Source organism: Arthrobacter sp. EPSL27 (assembly GCF_001512305.1).
In the GTDB taxonomy this organism is placed as follows: Bacteria; Actinomycetota; Actinomycetes; order Actinomycetales; family Micrococcaceae; genus Arthrobacter.
This window is the reverse complement of record NZ_LNUT01000005.1, coordinates 169912-188305: the sequence shown is the minus strand read 5'-3', so window position 1 is coordinate 188305 and position 18394 is coordinate 169912. Positions and strand designations below refer to the sequence as shown.

At 67.1% G+C, this 18394-nt stretch carries 16 protein-coding genes; 8 read left to right on the top strand and 8 right to left on the bottom strand.

The genetic code is table 11. From position 1 onward, the window contains the following. Positions 1 to 42 precede the first annotated feature (42 nt). The 5 genes from treY to glmS all read right to left on the bottom strand — a co-directional run bounded on the left by treY (position 43) and on the right by glmS (position 8548). A complete protein-coding gene (treY, locus tag AR539_RS11830; protein WP_066436975.1) occupies positions 43 to 2370 on the bottom strand; it encodes a malto-oligosyltrehalose synthase in 2328 nt (775 codons plus the stop codon). Further along, complete coding sequence (glgX, locus tag AR539_RS11825; RefSeq protein WP_066436973.1) at positions 2367 to 4616, bottom strand: glycogen debranching protein GlgX; 2250 nt, start codon at positions 4614 to 4616, stop codon at positions 2367 to 2369. Before glgX ends, treY begins: the two co-directional genes overlap by 4 nt. Positions 4617 to 4708: 92 nt before the next feature. Further along, positions 4709 to 6223: a bifunctional ADP-dependent NAD(P)H-hydrate dehydratase/NAD(P)H-hydrate epimerase gene (locus tag AR539_RS11820; RefSeq protein WP_066436970.1), complete on the bottom strand. Its 1515-nt coding sequence runs from the start codon at positions 6221 to 6223 to the stop codon at positions 4709 to 4711. A gap of 80 nt (positions 6224 to 6303) precedes the next feature. Beyond that, positions 6304 to 6651, bottom strand: a complete 348-nt coding sequence (locus AR539_RS11815) for a holo-ACP synthase (protein ID WP_066436964.1) — start codon at positions 6649 to 6651, stop codon at positions 6304 to 6306. Between the two features lie 4 nt (positions 6652 to 6655). Then, a complete protein-coding gene (gene glmS / locus AR539_RS11810; protein WP_066436961.1) occupies positions 6656 to 8548 on the bottom strand; it encodes a glutamine--fructose-6-phosphate transaminase (isomerizing) in 1893 nt (630 codons plus the stop codon). Between the two features lie 154 nt (positions 8549 to 8702). Here glmS and coaA point away from each other — a divergent pair, with 154 nt between their 5' ends. Genes coaA through mscL form a run of 4 tightly spaced genes read left to right on the top strand, consistent with a single transcriptional unit; the run spans position 8703 to position 12668 of the window. Beyond that, positions 8703 to 9668: a type I pantothenate kinase gene (gene coaA, locus AR539_RS11805; RefSeq protein ID WP_082699342.1), complete on the top strand. Its 966-nt coding sequence runs from the start codon at positions 8703 to 8705 to the stop codon at positions 9666 to 9668. Between the two features lie 5 nt (positions 9669 to 9673). Beyond that, complete coding sequence (locus AR539_RS11800; RefSeq protein ID WP_442854406.1) at positions 9674 to 10582, top strand: M15 family metallopeptidase; 909 nt, start codon at positions 9674 to 9676, stop codon at positions 10580 to 10582. 17 nt (positions 10583 to 10599) lie between these two features. Next, positions 10600 to 12267: a hypothetical protein gene (locus tag AR539_RS11795; RefSeq protein WP_066436957.1), complete on the top strand. Its 1668-nt coding sequence runs from the start codon at positions 10600 to 10602 to the stop codon at positions 12265 to 12267. After that, positions 12261 to 12668: a large conductance mechanosensitive channel protein MscL gene (gene mscL / locus AR539_RS11790; protein WP_066439916.1), complete on the top strand. Its 408-nt coding sequence runs from the start codon at positions 12261 to 12263 to the stop codon at positions 12666 to 12668. The genes AR539_RS11795 and mscL overlap by 7 nt, the downstream gene beginning before the upstream one ends. Positions 12669 to 12732: 64 nt before the next feature. On the opposite strand, the gene glmM is transcribed toward mscL, so the two are convergent. The 3 genes from glmM to rplM form a co-directional block, all read right to left on the bottom strand. Then, positions 12733 to 14094 carry a phosphoglucosamine mutase gene (glmM, locus tag AR539_RS11785; RefSeq protein WP_066436956.1) on the bottom strand — a complete coding sequence of 454 codons (1362 nt, stop codon included), beginning with the start codon at positions 14092 to 14094 and terminating at the stop codon, positions 12733 to 12735. A 233-nt stretch (positions 14095 to 14327) separates the two neighbouring features. After that, positions 14328 to 14837: a 30S ribosomal protein S9 gene (gene rpsI / locus AR539_RS11780; protein ID WP_056425334.1), complete on the bottom strand. Its 510-nt coding sequence runs from the start codon at positions 14835 to 14837 to the stop codon at positions 14328 to 14330. A gap of 36 nt (positions 14838 to 14873) precedes the next feature. Then, entirely contained in the window at positions 14874 to 15317 is a 444-nt protein-coding gene (rplM, locus tag AR539_RS11775; RefSeq protein WP_056425332.1) for a 50S ribosomal protein L13, read from the bottom strand. A 294-nt stretch (positions 15318 to 15611) separates the two neighbouring features. On the opposite strand from rplM, the gene AR539_RS11770 reads away from it, so the two are divergent. From AR539_RS11770 to AR539_RS11755, 4 genes are all read left to right on the top strand, one after another. Then, the gene (locus AR539_RS11770) at positions 15612 to 16277 is read left to right on the top strand and encodes a prepilin peptidase (RefSeq protein WP_231728597.1); all 666 of its coding nucleotides are present in this window, start codon (positions 15612 to 15614) and stop codon (positions 16275 to 16277) included. 271 nt (positions 16278 to 16548) lie between these two features. Further along, positions 16549 to 16767, top strand: coding sequence for a Flp family type IVb pilin (locus tag AR539_RS11765; RefSeq protein WP_066436953.1), 219 nt, complete (start codon positions 16549 to 16551; stop codon positions 16765 to 16767). Positions 16768 to 16899: 132 nt separating this feature from the next. Next, positions 16900 to 17304 carry a TadE/TadG family type IV pilus assembly protein gene (locus AR539_RS11760; protein ID WP_066436951.1) on the top strand — a complete coding sequence of 135 codons (405 nt, stop codon included), beginning with the start codon at positions 16900 to 16902 and terminating at the stop codon, positions 17302 to 17304. Next, positions 17292 to 18311 carry a pilus assembly protein TadG-related protein gene (locus tag AR539_RS11755; RefSeq protein WP_066436949.1) on the top strand — a complete coding sequence of 340 codons (1020 nt, stop codon included), beginning with the start codon at positions 17292 to 17294 and terminating at the stop codon, positions 18309 to 18311. Before AR539_RS11760 ends, AR539_RS11755 begins: the two co-directional genes overlap by 13 nt. The last annotated feature ends 83 nt before the right edge of the window (positions 18312 to 18394 follow it).

Sequence of the window (18394 nt, the reverse complement as noted above, 5' to 3'; positions counted from 1 at the left end):
GGCCTTCTTCCGTTTCCCAAGGTCAGGTTGTCAGTCCGTGCGTCAGGCGCCGGGTACCAGCAGCGCCACCGGGTAGTGGCGCAGGATGTCCGCCACCGGCACGGGTCCCGGGCCGAAGGCCGTCCCCGTCAGCTGGTCGGTCATTTCCGCGGACAGCTCGACGGCGGTGTCCTGCCAGCCGCCGCGCTGTTCCAGTCCGCGGGGCAGCCGGGTGGCCAGGGTGAGGGCACCCTCGCCCGCGGCGGTGCCGCGTTCGAAGCCGACCAGGTGCCCGGCCGCCGGCCCGGTTGCCTCCACCGGGAGGTACCCGGTGAACAGCTCCGGGCGGTCCCGGCGCAGGCGCAGGGCGCGCGAGGTGACCAGGAGCTTCGCGGTCTCGTCCATGTACGACGCCGGACGGTCGCCGGAGTCGAGGGCGGCCAGGGCCGCGCGCCGGGCGCCGTAGTCGAAGGGACGCCGGTTGTCCGGGTCCGTGAGCGAGCGGTCCCAGAACTCGGTGCCCTGGTAGACGTCCGGGACTCCCGGCATGGTCAGCTGCACCAGCTTGGCGCCGAGCGAATTGGACGCACCGTACGGGGCCAGGAGCTCCACGAGGGTTTCCAGTTCCGTCCGGACGGCGTCGTTGTCGAACACGGCGTCGACGGCGGCGGCCAGCTTTTCCTCGAACGCTGCGTCCGGGTCCAGCCAGTCGGTGGAGTTGCCGGCCTCGCGGGCGGCCTTCTGCGCGTAGGACTGCAGCCGGTCACGGTCCGCGGGCCACGCACCGGCGATGGCCTGCCACAGCAGGTTGGCGAGCGGCCCGTCGGGCAGCGGCGCCAGTTCCTGCAGCCGGGCGAGGGCGGCCCGCCATTCCGGGGCGGCCTCCGCGAGCACGGAAATCCGGGCGCGGGTGTCCTCGCTGCGTTTGGTGTCGTGCGTGCTGAGCGTGGTCATGGACAGCGGGATCTCGGCCTGGCGGCGGGCCATCCGGTGGTGGAATTCCTCCGGCGCGACGGAGAACTCGGTGGGGTCGGCCCCCACCTCCGTCAGGGTGCCCAGCCGGGTGTAGCGGAAGAACGCGGTGTCCTCCACGCCCTTGGCCATCACCATGCCCGAGGTCTGCTGGAAGCGGCGCCCCAGCTCTGAGCCCTCCTCCGGGCCGGCCTCCAGGAGCAGCGGGAGCAGGCGCCCGACGGCGTCGTCCAGTTCCGGACGGCGCCGCACCGCGAGGGCGCACGCCTCTTTGAGGACGTCCGCGCCGTCGGGCAGGTAGCTGCGGTAGACCGGGAAGGCGGCGATGATTTCCGACAGGGCGTCCGTGGCGAGTTCGCCGCTGAGCCCAACCTCGGCAGGGACCAGCCGCGCCAGCCGGAGCATCTCGGAGTGCAGGATGCCGTCCGTGATCCGGCGCTTGGTGCCTCGGATCATATCCTCGTAGTCCGCGGTTTCGCCGCCGCGCAGGTCGGCGTCGAGGGCGTCAAGGGCGTCCTGCCCGGCGGGGTCGACGAAGAGCCGGTCCACGTCCGCGAGGGCGTCGTAGCCGGTGGTGCCCTCGCAGTCGAAGTTGGCCGGAAGGACCTCGCCGGGTTCGAGGATCTTCTCGATCAGCAGGTAGCTGCCGCCCGTAGCCTCCCGGAGCCGGTGCAGGTAGCCTGCAGGATCGGCCAGTCCGTCCGGGTGGTCGATCCGGAGCCCGTCCACCAGGCCCTCGCGGAACCAGCGGAGGATCTCGGCGTGGGCCTCGTCGAAGACTTCCGGGAGTTCCACCCGGATGCCGGCCAGGCTGTTGACGGCGAAGAACCGGCGGTAGTTCAGGTCGTTGTCGGCCCGGCGCCAGCCCACCAGCTCGTAGTGCTGCCGGTCATGGACCTCGCGGGGGTCATCACCGTCGGTGTAGCTTCCCTCAGCCAGCGGGAACCGGTGGTCGTAGTAGCGGAGTTCGCCGTCCTTGACCTCCAGCGCGTCCACGTCCGAGTCCTCCCCCAGCACGGGGATCCGGATCCGGCCGCCGCCGAAGTCCCAGTCGACGTCGAACGCCTGGGCGTAATGGGACTGCCGGCCCTCCTTGAGCAGGGACCACCACCACGGGTTCTGGGCGGGGGTGGCGACGCCGACATGGTTCGGGACGATGTCGACGAGTACCCCCATTCCCGCTTCCCGGGCGGCGGCCGACGCGGCTGCCAGGCCCTCCGGCCCGCCGCGGTCGGGGTCGATCGCGGCGGGGTCGGTGACGTCGTAGCCGTGGTCCGAGCCCTTCTCCGCCGTCAGGATCGGCGAGAGGTAGATCCAGTCCACGCCGAGTGACTTCAGGTAGGGCACGGTCTGGGCGGCGTCCTGGAGGGTGAAACCGGGACGGATTTGCAGCCGGTAGGTGGAGACGGGGGTCCTCATTTAGCGGTAGCCTCCGCAGCGCTGGTGGCGGCGTCGGCGGCGGCCTTGTCCTGGGCCTTCGCCATCTCCTCCTGTGCTTCCTCCTGTTCGGCCATCGAAGCCAGGGAGGCGGCGGCGGAGTAGTCGACCTCTTCCTCAGGACCCGAGTAGGCACGCAGCACCACCATCGACTTTGCCTGGAGTGTCAGGGTTGCGCCCGCCTTGAGCGGTTTGTAGTCGTCGGCCTGAGCGGCGGTGTCGAACTGGACCTCCCAGTACTGGGAGTACTCCTCGGCGGGAATGCAGAAGTCCACGGCGTCGTCATGGGCGTTGAAGGCCATGAGGAAGCTGTCGTCGGTGATGCGGCGGCCGCGGGAGTCCTGTTCCTGGATGCCGTGCCCGTTGAGGAACACGCCGATGGTCCGGCCGAAGCCGCTATCCCAGTCCTCGGGCAGCATGCCGGTGCCGTCCGTTTTGAGCCAGACGATGTCCGGCAGCTTCTCGCCCTCGCCGCGGACCACCGGGCGGCCGTCGAAGAAGCGGCTGCGCCGGAACGTCGGGTGGTCGTGGCGGATCTTGTTGACGAAGGCGGTGAACTCCACCAGCGGCTGGTCCATGGCCTCCCAGTGGATCCAGCTGAGCTCCGAGTCCTGGCAGTAGGTGTTGTTGTTGCCGGCCTGGGTGCGGCCCAGTTCGTCGCCGTGCAGCAGCATGGGGACGCCCTGGGAGAGCAGCAGGGTGGCGATGAAGTTGCGCTGCTGGCGGGCGCGGAGGGTGAGGACGTGGTCGTTGTCCGTGTCGCCTTCCTCGCCGCAGTTCCAGGAACGGTTGTGCGATTCGCCGTCGTTGTTGCCTTCGCCGTTGGCTTCGTTGTGCTTCTCGTTGTAGGAGACGAGGTCGCGCATGGTGAAGCCGTCGTGGGCGGTGACGAAGTTGATCGAGGCGACGGGGCGCCGTGCCGAGCTTTCGTACAGGTCGGCGGACCCGGTCAGGCGGGACGCGAACTCGCCCAGGGTGGAGGGCTCGCCGCGCCAGAAGTCGCGGACCGTGTCGCGGTACTTGCCGTTCCATTCGGTCCACTGCGGCGGGAAGTTGCCCACCTGGTAGCCGCCCGGGCCGATGTCCCAGGGCTCGGCGATCAGCTTGACCTGGGAGACGATCGGGTCCTGCTGGATGAGTTCGAAGAAGGTGGAGAGCTTGTCAACGTCGTAGAACTCGCGGGCCAGTGTGGAGGCGAGGTCGAAGCGGAAGCCGTCCACGTGCATTTCCGTCACCCAGTACCGCAGGGAGTCCATCAGCAGCTGCAGGGAGTGCGGGTGCCGGACGTTGAGGGAGTTTCCGGTGCCGGTGTAGTCCATGTAGTGCTTCTGGTCATCGTCCACCAGGCGGTAGTAGGCCTGGTTGTCGATGCCCTTGAAGGACAGCGTGGGGCCGAGGTGGTTGCCTTCGGCGGTGTGGTTGTAGACCACGTCCAAAATCACTTCGATGCCGGCCCGGTGCAGGTCGCGGACCATGGCCTTGAATTCCTGCACCTGGTGCCCCACGTCGCCGGTGGAGCTGTAGGTGTTCTGCGGGGCGAAGAAGCCGATGGTGTTGTAGCCCCAGTAGTTGTTGAGGCCCTTCTCCTGGAGCGTGCCGTCGTTGACGAACTGGTGCACGGGCATGAGCTCGATCGCGGTGACGCCGAGCTTCTGCAGGTGCTCAATGACCGCCGGGTGTGCGACACCGGCATAGGTGCCGCGCTGATCCTCGGGGACTTCCGGGTGGAGTTCGGTGAGACCCTTGACGTGCGCCTCGTAGATGACCGACTGGTGGTAGGGGATGCGCAGCTGGCGGTCGCCGTCCCATTCGAAGAAGGGGTTGATCACCACGCCGTGCATGGTGTGCGGTGCCGAGTCGCTGTCGTTGCGGGAGTCGGGGTCGCCGAATTCGTAGGTGAACAGCGCCGGGTCCCAGTCGATCTGGCCCTGGACGGCCTTGGCGTAGGGGTCCATCAGCAGTTTGTTCGGGTTGAAGCGGTTGCCGTTTTCCGGTTCGTACGGGCCGTGGACCCGGTAGCCGTACTTCTGGCCGGGCTGGATGTGCGGCAGGTAGCAGTGCCACACGTAGCCGTCCACCTCGGTCAGCTCGATCCGTGTCTCGCTCAGGTCATCAGCGAGGAGGCAAAGTTCCACCCGTTCCGCGCGTTCGCTGAACAGGGCAAAGTTGGTGCCGGTTCCGTCAAAGGTGGCTCCCAGCGGGTATGCCGTTCCGGGCCAGACTTCCATGTGTTCTCCTCGTGCTGATGCGGGCAATCTCTAGACAGACTACTTGTAAGTAAGGTTACTAATTGACAGGGGGTGCAGTACGCGCGCGATTGTTACAGCCGCGTCATCACCTCCGGCAGGGATTCCGCGATGGCCGACGCCGTGAGCGGGCCGCCGCCGGAGGCCAGGGACCCGGCGCGGCCGTGCAGGCTGGCAGCCATCGCGGCCACGGCGGCCCACCGGTCCGGGCCCGGAATGCCGCGGGCGCTGAAGGCGTCGGCGGTCTCGGCGAGCTGGGCGAGCAGGGATCCCAGCACCCCGGCCAGGACGTCGCCGCTGCCGGCGCTGGCCATCCAGGGGCTGGCCTCGGCCTGGCTGAACACGGCGCCCGACGGTGCGGCCACCAGGGTGGTGGCGCCCTTGAGCAACACCGTGGCGCCCGTCAGGTCGCTGGCCTGCCGGGCCGCGGCCAGGGTGGCGTCCTCCACGCTGCCGCGTTCCGGGTTCGCGCCGTAACGGCCCAGCAATGTGGCCAGTTCTCCGGCGTGGGGGGTCAGCACGGTGCGGGGGTCCAGCCGGAGCGGCAGGGCGGGAAGCGCGCCGGCGTCGGCCACCACCGGCAGGCCGGTGGCTGCGGCTTCGCGGACGCGGTCCAGTTGCTGCTGGGCTTCCTCGTCCAGCCCCGGGCCAAGGAGCCACGCCTGGACGTGCGCGTCGGCGGGGCTGCCGGTTCCGCACACCACCTCGGGGCAGGTCTGGCGGACCAGGTCGGCCACGTCCGGCGGACCGAGGTAGCGCACCATGCCTACCCCGGCTGCCAGCGCGCCGCGGCAGGCCAGCACGGCCGCGCCGGGGTAGCGCGAGGACCCGGCCACCACGCCCAGGACGCCGCGGGAGTATTTGTGGGAGCGCCGGCCGGGGTGCGGCAGCAGTGCGGACAGGTCCGCGGCCTCGAGCCGGCGCAGGGCGGGCTGGGGCAGGCCGGCCTCGATCCCGATCGGAACCACCTCTACGCGGCCCGCGAAGTCCGCGCCCGGGTCGGCCAGGAGCCCGGCCTTGGCGGCGCCGAACGTGACGGTCAGGTCCGCGCCAAGTACCGGCAGGTGGGCTTCTCCGGTGCCGGCGTCCACGCCGCTGGGAATGTCGCAGGCCACCACAAGTCCGGGCCGGGAGCGCCCCAGCGCCTCCATCAGGGCGGCGGCGGGTCCGCGGAGCCCGCCCTGCGCGCCCGTGCCCAGCACCGCGTCGATGACGACGCCGGTGCGCGCGGCCGCCGCAGCCGCCTCACCGGCGTTCTCCGCGGTCAGCCGGAACACCCGGCCGCCGGCCTTTTCGAAGGCCGCTAGGCCCTCGCTGTGGGCCTCCCCGGCGGTGAGGACCGCCGTCGTCCGCATGCCGCGGCCGGCCAGCATGGCGGCAGCGAACAGGCCGTCGCCGCCGTTGTTGCCCTTGCCGGCCAGCACCGTGACGCTGGCGCCGTAGAGGCGGTGGCCGCGGGCCCGGAGTTCCCGGACCACGGCGTTGGCCAGCCCGTAGGCGGCCCGCTGCATAAGAACAGCGCCCATACCGGTGTCCAGGAGAGGCCGTTCAGCCTCGCGTATCTGGGTTCCGGTATAGGCGCTGATCATGGGTGCGGTCCATTCGCCGTGCAGTCAATGTGGAGAGTGCAGTCGCTGCGGGAAGCCCGGCGGCTGCCGGGCCGGACGGGCTAGCCTTCGGCGATCACCGTCGCCATGGCAATGCCCCCGTCGTGGCTCATCGAGACGTGCCAGCGTTTGACGCCTTTGGACTCCGCCACGGCCAGCACGGTGCCCTTGACCTGGACGGTAGGACCGTTCTGGTCCAACCCGATCCAGCAGTCCTGCCAGTTCATGCCCGCCGGAGCGCCCAGGACCTTGGCCACGGCCTCCTTGGCGGCGAACCGGGCCGCCAAGGAGCGGGTGTTCAGTTCCCGTTCCGCGGGTACGAACAATCGGTCGCGCAACCCGGGGGTGCGCTCCAGCTGCCGGCCGAACCGTTCAATGTCTACGACGTCTACGCCAATGCCAACGATCATGGCGTTATTCTACGGTCACACTCTTGGCCAGGTTGCGAGGCTGGTCCACGTCGTAGCCCTTAGCGGAGGCCAGTGCGAGGGCAAAGATCTGCAGCGGGACGGTGCTGAGCAGCGGGGCCAGCAGGGTGGGGGTCTCCGGGATGTAGAAGACGTGCTCGGCGTAGGCCTTGACTGCCTCGTCCCCCTCCTCGGCGATCACGATCGTCTTGGCGCCGCGGGCGCGGACTTCCTGGATGTTGGAGACCACCTTGGCGTGCAGCGAGTCGCGGCCGCGCGGGGAGGGGACCACCACGAAGACGGGCTGGCCCTCTTCGATCAGCGCGATCGGGCCGTGCTTGAGCTCGCCGGCGGCGAAGCCCTCGGCGTGGATGTAGGCCAGCTCCTTGAGCTTGAGCGCACCTTCCATGGCCACGGGGAAGCCGACGTGGCGGCCCAGGAACAGGACGGACTTGGCGTCCGCCATGGCCTGGCCCAGTTCCTTGATCTGCGCCTCGTTGTCGAGGATCTGCTGGATCTTGGCGGGGATCTTGTTGAGGTCCGCGAGGACGTCCTTGATCTCGCCCTGGAACTTGTTGCCGCGCAGCTGGGCGAGGTAGAGGCCCAGGAGGTAGGCGGCGGTGATCTGCGCCAGGAAGGCCTTGGTGGAGGCGACGGCGATTTCCGGTCCCGCGTGGGTGTAGAGCACGGCGTCGGATTCGCGCGGGATGGTGGAGCCGTTGGTGTTGCAGATCGAGACGGTCTTGGCGCCCTGTTCCTTGGCGTAGCGGACGGCCATCAGCGTGTCCATGGTCTCGCCGGACTGGGAGATCGAGACGATCAGGGTGTTCTGGTCCACGATCGGGTCGCGGTAGCGGAATTCATGCGAGAGCTCCACCTCGGTGGGGATCCGGCACCAGTGCTCAATCGCGTACTTGGCGACCTGGCCGGCGTAGGCGGACGTGCCGCAGGCGAGGACGATGATCTTGTCCACGCTCTTGAGCAGTTCCGGATCAACCCGGAGCTCGTCCAGGGTGAGCTTGCCGTTGACGTCCGAGCGGCCCAGCAGGGTCTGCAGCACGGCGTCGGGCTGGTCGTGGATTTCCTTTTCCATAAAGGACGGGAAGCCGCCCTTTTCCGCCGACGCCGGATCCCAGTTGACGTGGTATTCCTTGCCTTCGGCCGGGGTGCCGTAGAAGTCGGTGATCTCCACGGTGTCCGCGGTGATCGTGACGATCTGGTCCTGGCCAAGCTCGACGGCGCGGCGGGTGTAGTCGATGAAGCCGGAGACGTCGGAGCCCAGGAAGTTCTCGCCGTCGCCCAGGCCCACCACCAGCGGGGAGTTGCGGCGGGCGGCCACGACGACGTCGGGCTGGTCCGCGTGCACGGCGAGGAGGGTGAAGGCGCCTTCGAGGCGCTGGCAGGCCAGCTGCATGGCCTTGGTGAGGCCGCCGTTGGAGGCGTCGCCCTTGAGCTGGTTCCGGTAGATGTCACCCAGGAGCGCGGCAGCTACTTCAGTGTCGGTCTCGGAGCGGAACGTGACGCCCTTGCGCAGCAGTTCCTGCTTGAGCTCGGCGAAGTTTTCGATGATGCCGTTGTGGATCACGGCCAAGCGGTCCCCGTCGGAAAGGTGCGGGTGAGCGTTCTGGTCCGTGGGGCCGCCGTGGGTCGCCCAGCGGGTGTGGCCGATGCCGGTCAGCGATTCGGGCAGCGGGCTGGCCTCGAGTTCGGCCACCAGGTTGCTCAGTTTGCCCGACTTCTTGCGGGACGAAATGGTTCCGTCAGCTACCACGGCGATGCCGGCAGAGTCGTAGCCCCGGTACTCCAGGCGCCGCAGTCCTTCAAGGACAACGTCCAGGGCGTTATGTCCAGTATTTACCCGGCCAGCGGAGTGGCCCACATATCCAACGATTCCACACATGGTCTCAAGCCTAGCGGGTTTCCCGGACGGCGGACGTAGGACCAGCGGCCCGTGACGCGTGCCGCGGGGCCCGGAAAGCCGTTCCCTCGACTGTTTTCGCGGGGGCAGCGCCGTCCATTTCGCTCTCGGCCCGGCGGAAGGCAGAATCTCTAGGGTGACTTTGCAACGCAATGAAGCGAACGGCGACGGCGTCTCCCCGTTCGTGGAGCTGGACCGGCAGACCTGGTCCCGGCTCGCTGCCCAGATGGAGCAGCCCCTCAACGAGGAGGACGTACTCCGTCTCCGCGGCCTGGGCGACCCCCTCGACATGAAGGAGGTCCGCGAGGTCTACCTTCCACTGTCCCGCCTGCTCCATTTATACGTCGAAGCCGCAGGCCAGCTCCATTCGGCCACCACCACGTTCCTGGGCGAACAGACCCAGCGCACCCCCTTCGTCATCGGCGTCGCAGGCTCGGTGGCAGTGGGCAAGTCCACCATCGCCCGCGTGCTCCGCGAGATGCTCCGCCGCTGGCCGGGCACCCCCAACGTTGAGCTCATCACCACCGACGGCTTCCTGTACCCGCTGGCCGAACTTAAGCGCCGGCAGCTGCTGGAACGCAAGGGTTTCCCCGAGTCCTACGACCGCCGGGCACTCCTGCGCTTTGTGAGCGAAATCAAAGGCGGCGCCGAGGAAGTCCGGGCCCCCTGGTACTCGCATGTGACCTATGACATCGTCCCGGGCAAGGAAGTGGTGGTGCGCCGGCCCGATGTCCTGATCGTCGAGGGGCTGAACGTGCTGGCGCCGGCCCGGCCACGGCATGACGGCCGGCAGGGCCTGGCGCTGAGTGACTTCTTCGATTTTTCGATCTATGTTGATGCCAAAACCTCCTACATCGAGGAGTGGTACGTGGACCGATTCCGCAAGCTGCGGACCACCGCCTTCGCCCAGCCGGAGTCCTACTTCCACCGCTACGCCACGCTCTCGGACGCCGAGGCGGAGGAGACCGCCCGGGAAATCTGGAAGCGCATCAACGAGCCCAACCTGGTGGAAAACGTGTTGCCCACCCGTGGCCGAGCGCAACTGGTCCTCACCAAGGACGCCGACCATTCCATCCGCCGCATGCTGCTGCGAAAGGTCTAGCACAGGTGTGCCACGAAAGGTCCGCGGAGCTTCCGGCCGCACCGGAACCCGGCGGACGCATGCCCGGCCGCCGGGCGTTCAGCCGTCTGCTGCTGGCGGGGTCCGGCCTTGCGGCTCTGAGCGCCTGCTCCCCCGGCGTTGCCCGGCCGACGCCGTCAGCCGCTGCGGCGACGCCGTCCGCGACGGCCTCTGTCACCGCTGATCCCTCCCCCGCTTCTCCGGCCTCGCAGTCCGCTGACCCCGCGTCGGCATGCCCTGCCGCGACTGAGACGCCCACCACCGCTCCCCCGGCACCCGCCGCTGCCCCGCCCCGGCACTCGCTGACGGACCCGGCCAGCCCGTGGGTGGTGGTGAACAAGCACCGCCCCCTGGCGCCCGCAGGGTACGTGCCGGCGGACCTGGTGGCACCCCGCGTGCGCCTGGCCACCTCCGGTGAGGCGGCGCTGCTGAACAGCACCACGACCGCCGCCGCGGAGAAGATGTTCGCGGCAGCTGCGGCCGCCGGCGTCGTCATCACTCTCGCCAGCGGTTACCGCTCCTTCAACACCCAGATCGCCACCTACAACAGGTGGGTTAATGCCGAGGGGCAGGCCGCGGCGGACACTGCCTCGGCGCGGCCCGGATACTCGGAACACCAGACCGGCTGGTCCTTCGACATCGGTGACGGCAGCGGCAGGGACAGCTTCACCCCGGCCTTCGCGAACCAGCCGGCGGCGGTCTGGGTCAAGGCGAACGCGCACCTGTTCGGTTTTGTGGTGCGCTATCCGTACATGTTCCACGACATCACCGGGTACTACTACGAGCCCTGGCACCTGCGCTACGTAGGCGTTGACGCTGCGGGCGAGATGAACGCCCGGGGCATTGCGACCCTCGAGGAATACTTCGGGTTGGAAGCGGCACCGGGTTACCTCTGACGCTGTACATTGTCCGCATGGGGGACACTGGGGGCGCCAACGTGCGCGACGAAATCAGCGACATCGTGCAGCGGATAGCCGCACGGGCTCATGCCGACGAACGGCTGGTCAAAAGCGGCACAAACGGTGAGCTGCCGGCGGAGCTCGACGCTGCGCTAGCCTTCCTGCCGCAGCTCAGGCTCCGCACCCTCCGGGCCTTGGAGGAGGACCTCGCCCGGCCGGACAGCCTCGCAACCGGCGGAATGCCGGGCAACGGGCAGGCCGGTGAACCGGGCGTGGCCCGGTTCCTGGTCCGCGTGTGCGCTCAGACCCGTCGCCCGTACAGCCCTCCGCGTGCCACCCCCGCCGTCGACGCCGCGATGCTGGACCTGCTGGTGTTGCGGGACATCCGGCTGGCTCATGGCAGCAGCATGTATGACCGGTGCCTTGACGGACTCAAAGACATCATGGGCCTCGGCCCGGAAGAGAGCCTGGCGGAACACGGCGTCGCCCGGTACGGCGCCGTGGGCATCGTGTCGCTCCTGCACACGTCAGTGTCCCTAGCAGTTTTGCAGCACCGCCAGACGTCCGCCCACATCACTGCCCAGATGGGGTATGCCGGTGTGGACGCCTACGCCGATGCCAAGGACGACTGCCACTCCATGACGGCTGCTTTCGCCCGCTGGATTTTGCAGACCCGCCCCTCCCCCGCGAAGGTCGCTGCCCTAGCCGCCAACGGACGGCTGGCCAGGTACTCGATTTCCCCGGCCAAGCTGGACCCGGACGAGGTGCGGGCGGAGCTCGCCAAGGTGGATGTGGACGCGGTGGCCGGCAACTTGGCGGCCACCGGTCCTGAAAGCTCGGGCACCGGCACGGGCACCCCGGGCCGCCGCCAGCGGCGACGGCCTGAGTTCCCAGACGTCGACGACGGCGCGGTAGGAAGTTTCGAAGTCACCGTCCCTCCGTCTGCACGCAATCCCGCCACGGCCGGAGATGCTTTCGAGCAACACATCTCCCGAAGGGAATCCAACGCCTTCCGGCGTTTGAAGGCGATCATCTGGGTTGCGTGCCCGCTGGCTGTGGTCGCCATTTCCTCTTGGATGGCGGCGCCGACGGTCTCGGAACTACTAGTACGACCGGAACCAAACGCATGGAAAGCACTGGCGGCATTTTTCCTTGCCGAGGCCTTGGGCGGATTCCTGATCGCCATGGGCATCTCCTCCTGGCTGGACCTTCGCGTCAGCGGGTTCTTCATGGTGGCTCGCGAGCTAAACATGTACACCGTGCTCCAGGGACGGCGGGACGACGAGTTCCTGCACGCCTTGGGTGTTCTTCGCCCCGGCCTGTTTGACCGCTCGGCAACGGCGGCCCTGCCGCGGCTGTTCACGGTTTGTTACGACAAAGAAGGGGCACTGCTGGTTGGCGGCCCCACCCAACCGTTCGTAGTCGCAGCATTTCACTGGCTGCATGTGCGCAAGATTCTGGCAGAACCGCCTGTCCGCGGACGCAACGCAAAACGAGGTCACGGTCAGCGCGTGGTCTTTTTGGTTCGGAAAGACGGCACGGACGTCGAGCTGCGGCCCGTCGCTCCTGGCATTGTTGTTCTTGCGCTAGAACCCCGGCGGCGACGTCACGCCACACCCTGCGATATTGCCTGGCGGTCACGCCGTGTTCAGAACGCTGCATTACCGTGGGGTCCATGCTGACCGGATTCAAGAACTTCATCCTCAAGGGCAATGTCGTGGACCTTGCCGTCGCAGTCGTCATCGGCGCCGCTTTTGGCGCCGTGGTAACGGCACTTGTCCAGAGCGTCCTGATGCCGTTTATCGCAGGCCTGGTGGGATCGCCCAACTTCGACAGCTTTGCCGTGGTGACGTTCAACGGAAACGACATCAAGTTCGGAGTGCTGCTGACCGCGATCGTGAACTTCCTCCTGATCGCCGCCTCGATTTACTTCGTGGTGGTGGTGCCCATGAACCACATGATCGAACGCCGCAACCGCCGCCTGGGCATCAACCAGGACGTCAAGGACGAGGCGGCCGAGGATCCGCAGATCGCCTTGCTGACCGAAATCCGCGACGCCCTGCGCACGGACCGGACGCTCTAGAAAGAAAACAGCAATGGCGCGTCCCGCGGGACGCGCCATTGCTGAGTCAGCTGCCGGGAACTGCTCAGTCGGCCACGAGCTCCAGCGCCAGTTCGGTCCGGACCACCTGCGCCAGGCGTTCCGCGACGTCCTGGGCGGTCTCCTGCGACGCGGCCTCCACCATGACGCGCACCACGGGCTCTGTGCCAGAGGGGCGCAGCAGCACGCGGCCGGTATCGCCCAGTTCGGCCTCAGCGCGGGCGACGGCGTCCGCCACGGCCGCATCGCCCTTGACCCGGGTGCGGTCCACACCCTTGACGTTGATCAGCACCTGCGGAAGTTTGGTCATCACCGCGGCCAGGTCCTTCAGCGGGCGGCCGGTGAGAGCCACCTGCGCGGCGATCTGCAGGCCGGTGAGGACGCCGTCGCCGGTGGTGGCATGGTCGGCGAAGATGACATGGCCGGACTGCTCGCCGCCGAGGTTGTAGCCGCCCTCGCGCATCCCTTCAAGGACGTAGCGGTCACCGACGCCGGTCTCGCGCAGGCTGATGCCGGCCTCACGCAGGGCGATCTTGAGCCCGAGGTTGCTCATCACCGTGGCGACCAGAACGTCCTCCTTGAGCTTGCCGGAGGCTTTCAGGGCCACGGCGAGGATGGCCATGATCTCGTCGCCGTCCACTTCGGTGCCCTCGTGGTCCACTGCGAGGCAGCGGTCCGCGTCGCCGTCGTGCGCAATGCCGAGGTCCGCGCCGTGCGCCAGGACGGCCTGCTTCAGCGGACCCAGGTGGGTGGACCCGACGCCGTCGTTGATGTTGAGCCCGTCCGGTTCGGCCCCGATGACAATCACGTCGGCGCCGGCGTCCTTGAACACTTGGGGGGAACAGCCGCTCGCTGCGCCGTGGGCGCAGTCCAGGACCACTTTGAGCCCGTCCAGGCGGTGCGGGAGAGTGCCCAGCAGGTGCACGATGTACCGGTCCTCGGCGTCGGAGAAGCGCTGGATCCGGCCCACCTCGCCGCCCACCGGCCGCACGGGCTCCTGGCCCAGCTGCGCCTCGATGGCGTCCTCGACGTCGTCCGGGAGCTTCTGGCCGCCGCGTGCGAAGAACTTGATGCCGTTGTCTGGCGCGGGGTTGTGGGAGGCGGAGATCATCACGCCGAAGTCCGCGTCCAGGTCGGCTACCAGGTAGGCGGCGGCCGGCGTCGGGAGGACCCCGGCGTCGTAGACGTCGATCCCGGAGCTGGACAACCCTGCTTCCACCGCGGCCGCGAGGAACTCACCGCTGGCGCGGGGGTCCCGGGCAACGACGGCGCGCGGCCGCGTTCCGTTGGTATTGCGGTCATGGCCAAGTACGACGGCGGCGGCCTGGGCCAGCTGCAACGCCAACTCGGCCGTCAGCAGGCCGTTCGCCAAGCCCCGGACACCATCTGTTCCAAATAATCTAGACATCGGGTCAAGTTTAGACGATGAGGCGGTCGCCTCCGCCCCCGGCGGCCCCGGGCGGGCCCGGCAAGAGGGTTTAACGGCGAAAGCCCGCCCCGCCACAAAGGGCGGAACGGGCTTTCGTGCAAGCGCCAAGGGCGCCTGGAAGCGTAATCAGCGCTTGGGGACCCGAGCGCTGAAAAGCGCCGCGGGTCCCAGCAGGCGGTCGCGCCAGCGGCCACCTGCTGGGCAGGCGCTTTTTAGCGCTTGGAGTACTGCTGGGCCTTGCGGGCCTTCTTGAGACCGGCCTTCTTGCGCTCGATGACGCGGGCGTCACGACGCAGGTAACCGGCCTTCTTCAGGGTGGCGCGGTTGTTGTCGACGTCGATCTCGTTCAGCGAACGGGCGATGCCGAGGCGCAGGGCACCGGCCTGGCCGGAGATGCCACCACCGTGGATGCGGGCGATAACGTCGTAGGCACCTTCGAGATCGAGGATCTTGAAGGGCTCGTTGACGTCCTGCTGGTGCAGCTTGTTCGGGAAGTAGTTGGCCAGTTCGCGGCCGTTGATGGTCCACTTGCCGGAGCCAGGTACAACGCGGACGCGTGCAACAGCTTCCTTACGACGGCCAACTGCGGCGCCGGCGACGGTCAGCGCCGGGCGTTCCTTCTTCGGCGCAGCTGCTTCTGCAGCACCGCTTTCCGAGGTGTAGCTGGTCAGGTTTTCCTCAGCCTCAACGGCTTCGGTGGTCAGTTCTTCGTTCTGAGCCACGATTCTCCTTGATAAAAAGTTGGTTGGTGGCCAGGACTACTGGGCGACCTGGGTGATTTCGAAAGTCTTGGGCTGCTGGGCTGCGTGGGGGTGCTCGGCACCCTTGTAAACCTTCAGCTTGCCCAGCTGCTGTGCAGCGAGGGAGTTCTTCGGGAGCATGCCCTTGATGGCCTTCTCCACGGCGCGGACCGGGTTGGATTCCAGCAGTTCCGCGTAGTTGACGGAGGTCAGGCCGCCCGGGTAGCCGGAGTGGCGGTATGCGCGCTTCTGCTCCAGCTTGGCGCCGGTGAGGGCAACCTTTTCAGCGTTGATGATGATGACGAAGTCGCCCATGTCCATGTGGGACGCAAAGGTGGCCTTGTGCTTGCCGCGCAGCAGGATTGCGGTCTGGCTGGCAAGACGACCAAGGACAACGTCGGTGGCGTCAATGACGTGCCACTGGCGGTTGATATCGCCGGGCTTCGGGGTGTACGTACGCACGGTGTTTGCCTCGTTCTTGTTCTGGCGTTCTTGTTTTAGGCGTCACTCGAAGGTGCACCTACTATCTATGCGCTACCGGAACAGAGGTGAGGGCTCTATGTAACCAGTCGTCCTGAGGTCTCGAATGTGCACGCTGGGTAGTCATCCTGCAACCGGATTCCCAAGCGGGCACGCATCATCGAGAAGGACACGCACAACGACTACCAAGAATAGCGGAAGACGCATCACTGGGTCAAAATGGGGTGTCCGGATGCATCCTGCCCGCCCCCGGCCCGCCGCATCCCTGGAGGAACCGTGCTCAACACCGCCGCCGCTGGCTCCGCAACGCCGCTGTTTATCGCCGGGACGGGGCTGGTTGGCATGTGCTTGGGGCTCGCGGCAGACATCTTTGTCCGGCGGACCCTCCCCCAGCTGGCGGGAGACGCCTCGCGGCGCCAGTGGATGACGACGGCGGCAGCCGGCTTTGCGCTCTCCGCCCTGCTGGCGTGGCGCTTCGGTGCCACCTCCGAATTGCCCGCATACCTATTACTCGGCATCTTCGCTATTCCGCTTGCCCGGATCGATATTGAGCACCATTTGCTGCCGAACCGGCTGGTGGGGCCCCTGCTGGGGGCCGGTCTGGCCTTCCTGGCCGCCGCCGCCGTGGCCCAGGGAGCCGCCGGCAGCCTGCTTCGCGGAGCCGCGGGGTCCGCAATCTTGTTCTTTTTTTACCTGATTCTGGCGCTGACCAGCCGAAACGGGCTCGGGATGGGCGATGTGAAGCTGGCCGCGCCACTGGGACTGTACTTAGGCTACCTAGGCTGGCAGCAGCTGTTCTACGGCGGGGCACTTGCCTTCGTCGCGGGCGGCCTCGCCTCCGTGGTCCTGGTGCTGAAAAACCGCGGAAACAAGCCGCGGGAGGTGGCCTATGGCCCCTCCATGCTGGCCGCAGGCCTAGCCGTCATCCTGCTCTTCCCGTAACACACGCCACAGGGGCAACTCCTGCGCTCAGTAGTAAGCCTGCGTATCAAAGCAAGTATTTGGCCCCACGCGTCCCAGCCAAACTGAGTACTCCCGCAAATAGGCCTAGGTGATGGCCTGATTTTCCTTCCAAAAAGTCGAGTATCCGGACGCATTGCTGCGCGTCCGAGCGCCGTGCCAGTGTTGTCCCAACGGAACTCCAGGGGGTTAGCAAAAGGGGATTTGCTGGAATTTCGTTTCACATTCAAAACTCTGGAAAAGGATTATCACAATGACTGGTCTCATGGTCTCAATGCTCGCTTTTGTAGCCGGCGTCAAGGACAACCTCGCATCCGAAAAGGGCGCAACCGCGACGGAATACTCGCTCCTCGTCGCCTTCATCGCCTTCCTGGTCATCGGCGGTGCCACCTTCTTCGGCGGAGCACTCAGCGATTGGTTCAACGATCTGGGCGTGGAAATCAACACCTGGCGCGCCCCCGCTACTCCGTAGCAGGTTTTCACCTCGCACCGGCCGGGAATCCACCGGCCGCTGGCATCAGCAACACAACTTGTGCCGCGTCCGTGCATCGCGGACGCGGCACAGTTTTTTCCATTCAGCTGCATCTATCCCTGGGGGGATCCAATGAAACGCAGCAAGTCAACGGGGGCCGGCGCTTGCGATGAAGGGCGCGAACGGGGGGCCGTCGCCGTCGAATTTGGTCTCGTGGCACCTGTTCTTATGCTCCTGGTCGGCGGGATCGTCGAATTTTCATACCTCTACAACCTTCAGATTTCCGTTTCCCAGGCCGCCCGCGAGGCCGCCCGGACAATGGCCGTCGAGCACGATGACACCGCAGCCGTGGCCGCCGGCATTGCCGGGGCACCCGGTCTGGACCCCGCCTCCTTCGACTTTGACTTTACGGGCGTCTGCGACGGCACGCCCGGCAATGCCGCTGTTACCGTCACATACACTGCCGGCGCCCTGACGGGCCTGCTCGGCACGACGCTGGTCCTCGAGGGCGAAGGGTCAATGCGATGCGGCGGCTAAAGGCAGGTGCGGACAAACAGCGTGGCGCCACTGGCGTCCTGGTTTCGGTGATCATGCTCGTTTTGATCGGCGCCGGAGCCATGGCTGTCGACGTCGGCCAAATCTACGGCGAGCGTGCGCAGCTGCAGAACGCAGCCGACGCCGGAGCCATGGCAGCCGCCATGCAGTGCCACAGTGCACCGACCGAATGCTCGGCCAACGCCTTCCTCTGGGCCCAGGACATGACCGGCGGAAATTCCAACGACGGCGCCACGACCGTCGATTCGGTGGACCTTTCCGTCCCCAACCAGGTGACAGTAGCGACGTCCACCCTCAATGGGACCAGCGGCGCAGGATTCCTCACCAAGATGTTCGCCAGTGCACTGAATGCCCCGCCGGTGACGGTGGGTGCACGCGCCACCGCGGTGATCGAACCGATTGGCGGCGCGACGGCCTTCCCACTCGCCATTTCCGACTGCCAGTACGACCTCTCCGGGGCAGAAGTCACTGGCGACATCCAGTTGATTAAGTACAAGCCCGGCAGCGGCACCTGCACCTCTACCTCAGGCCATGTCATTCCAGCCGGCTTCGGCTGGCTTGACCACACCGGCGGTCCTTGCCTGGCCGAGACCGACGCCGATGACACTGTTCCAACGGACACCGGCGCGAACTACCCCGGTGCCTGCGATGCAACCGTGACTGCGTGGAAGACCACGCTTGAAGCTGGCAGCACCGTCGAAGCGACCTTCCCGGTCTACGACGACGCCGGCGGCACCGGCCACGGAGGCTGGTTCCACATCCGGGGGTACGCCACCTTCAACATCCTCGGCTGGGCCTTCTCCGGCGGCGGATCGCCCGAGGTCTTCCGGGCGACGATGCCCTGGGTGGGAGACCCCGCCAACGCCTGTACAGGAAGCTGCAGGGGCATTATCGGGCAGTTCGTGAAATTTGAATCCATTGATTCCGCCGGCGGGTCCGGAGGGGTCGGAGTGGATCTCGGATCTGTTGAAATTCGGCTCATCAAATAAGCAATTTCAAAGGGGTAGGAAAATGAAAACACGCCTGCTGGGGGGCATCGCCGCACTACTTGTGGCAATTATCGGAACAGTAT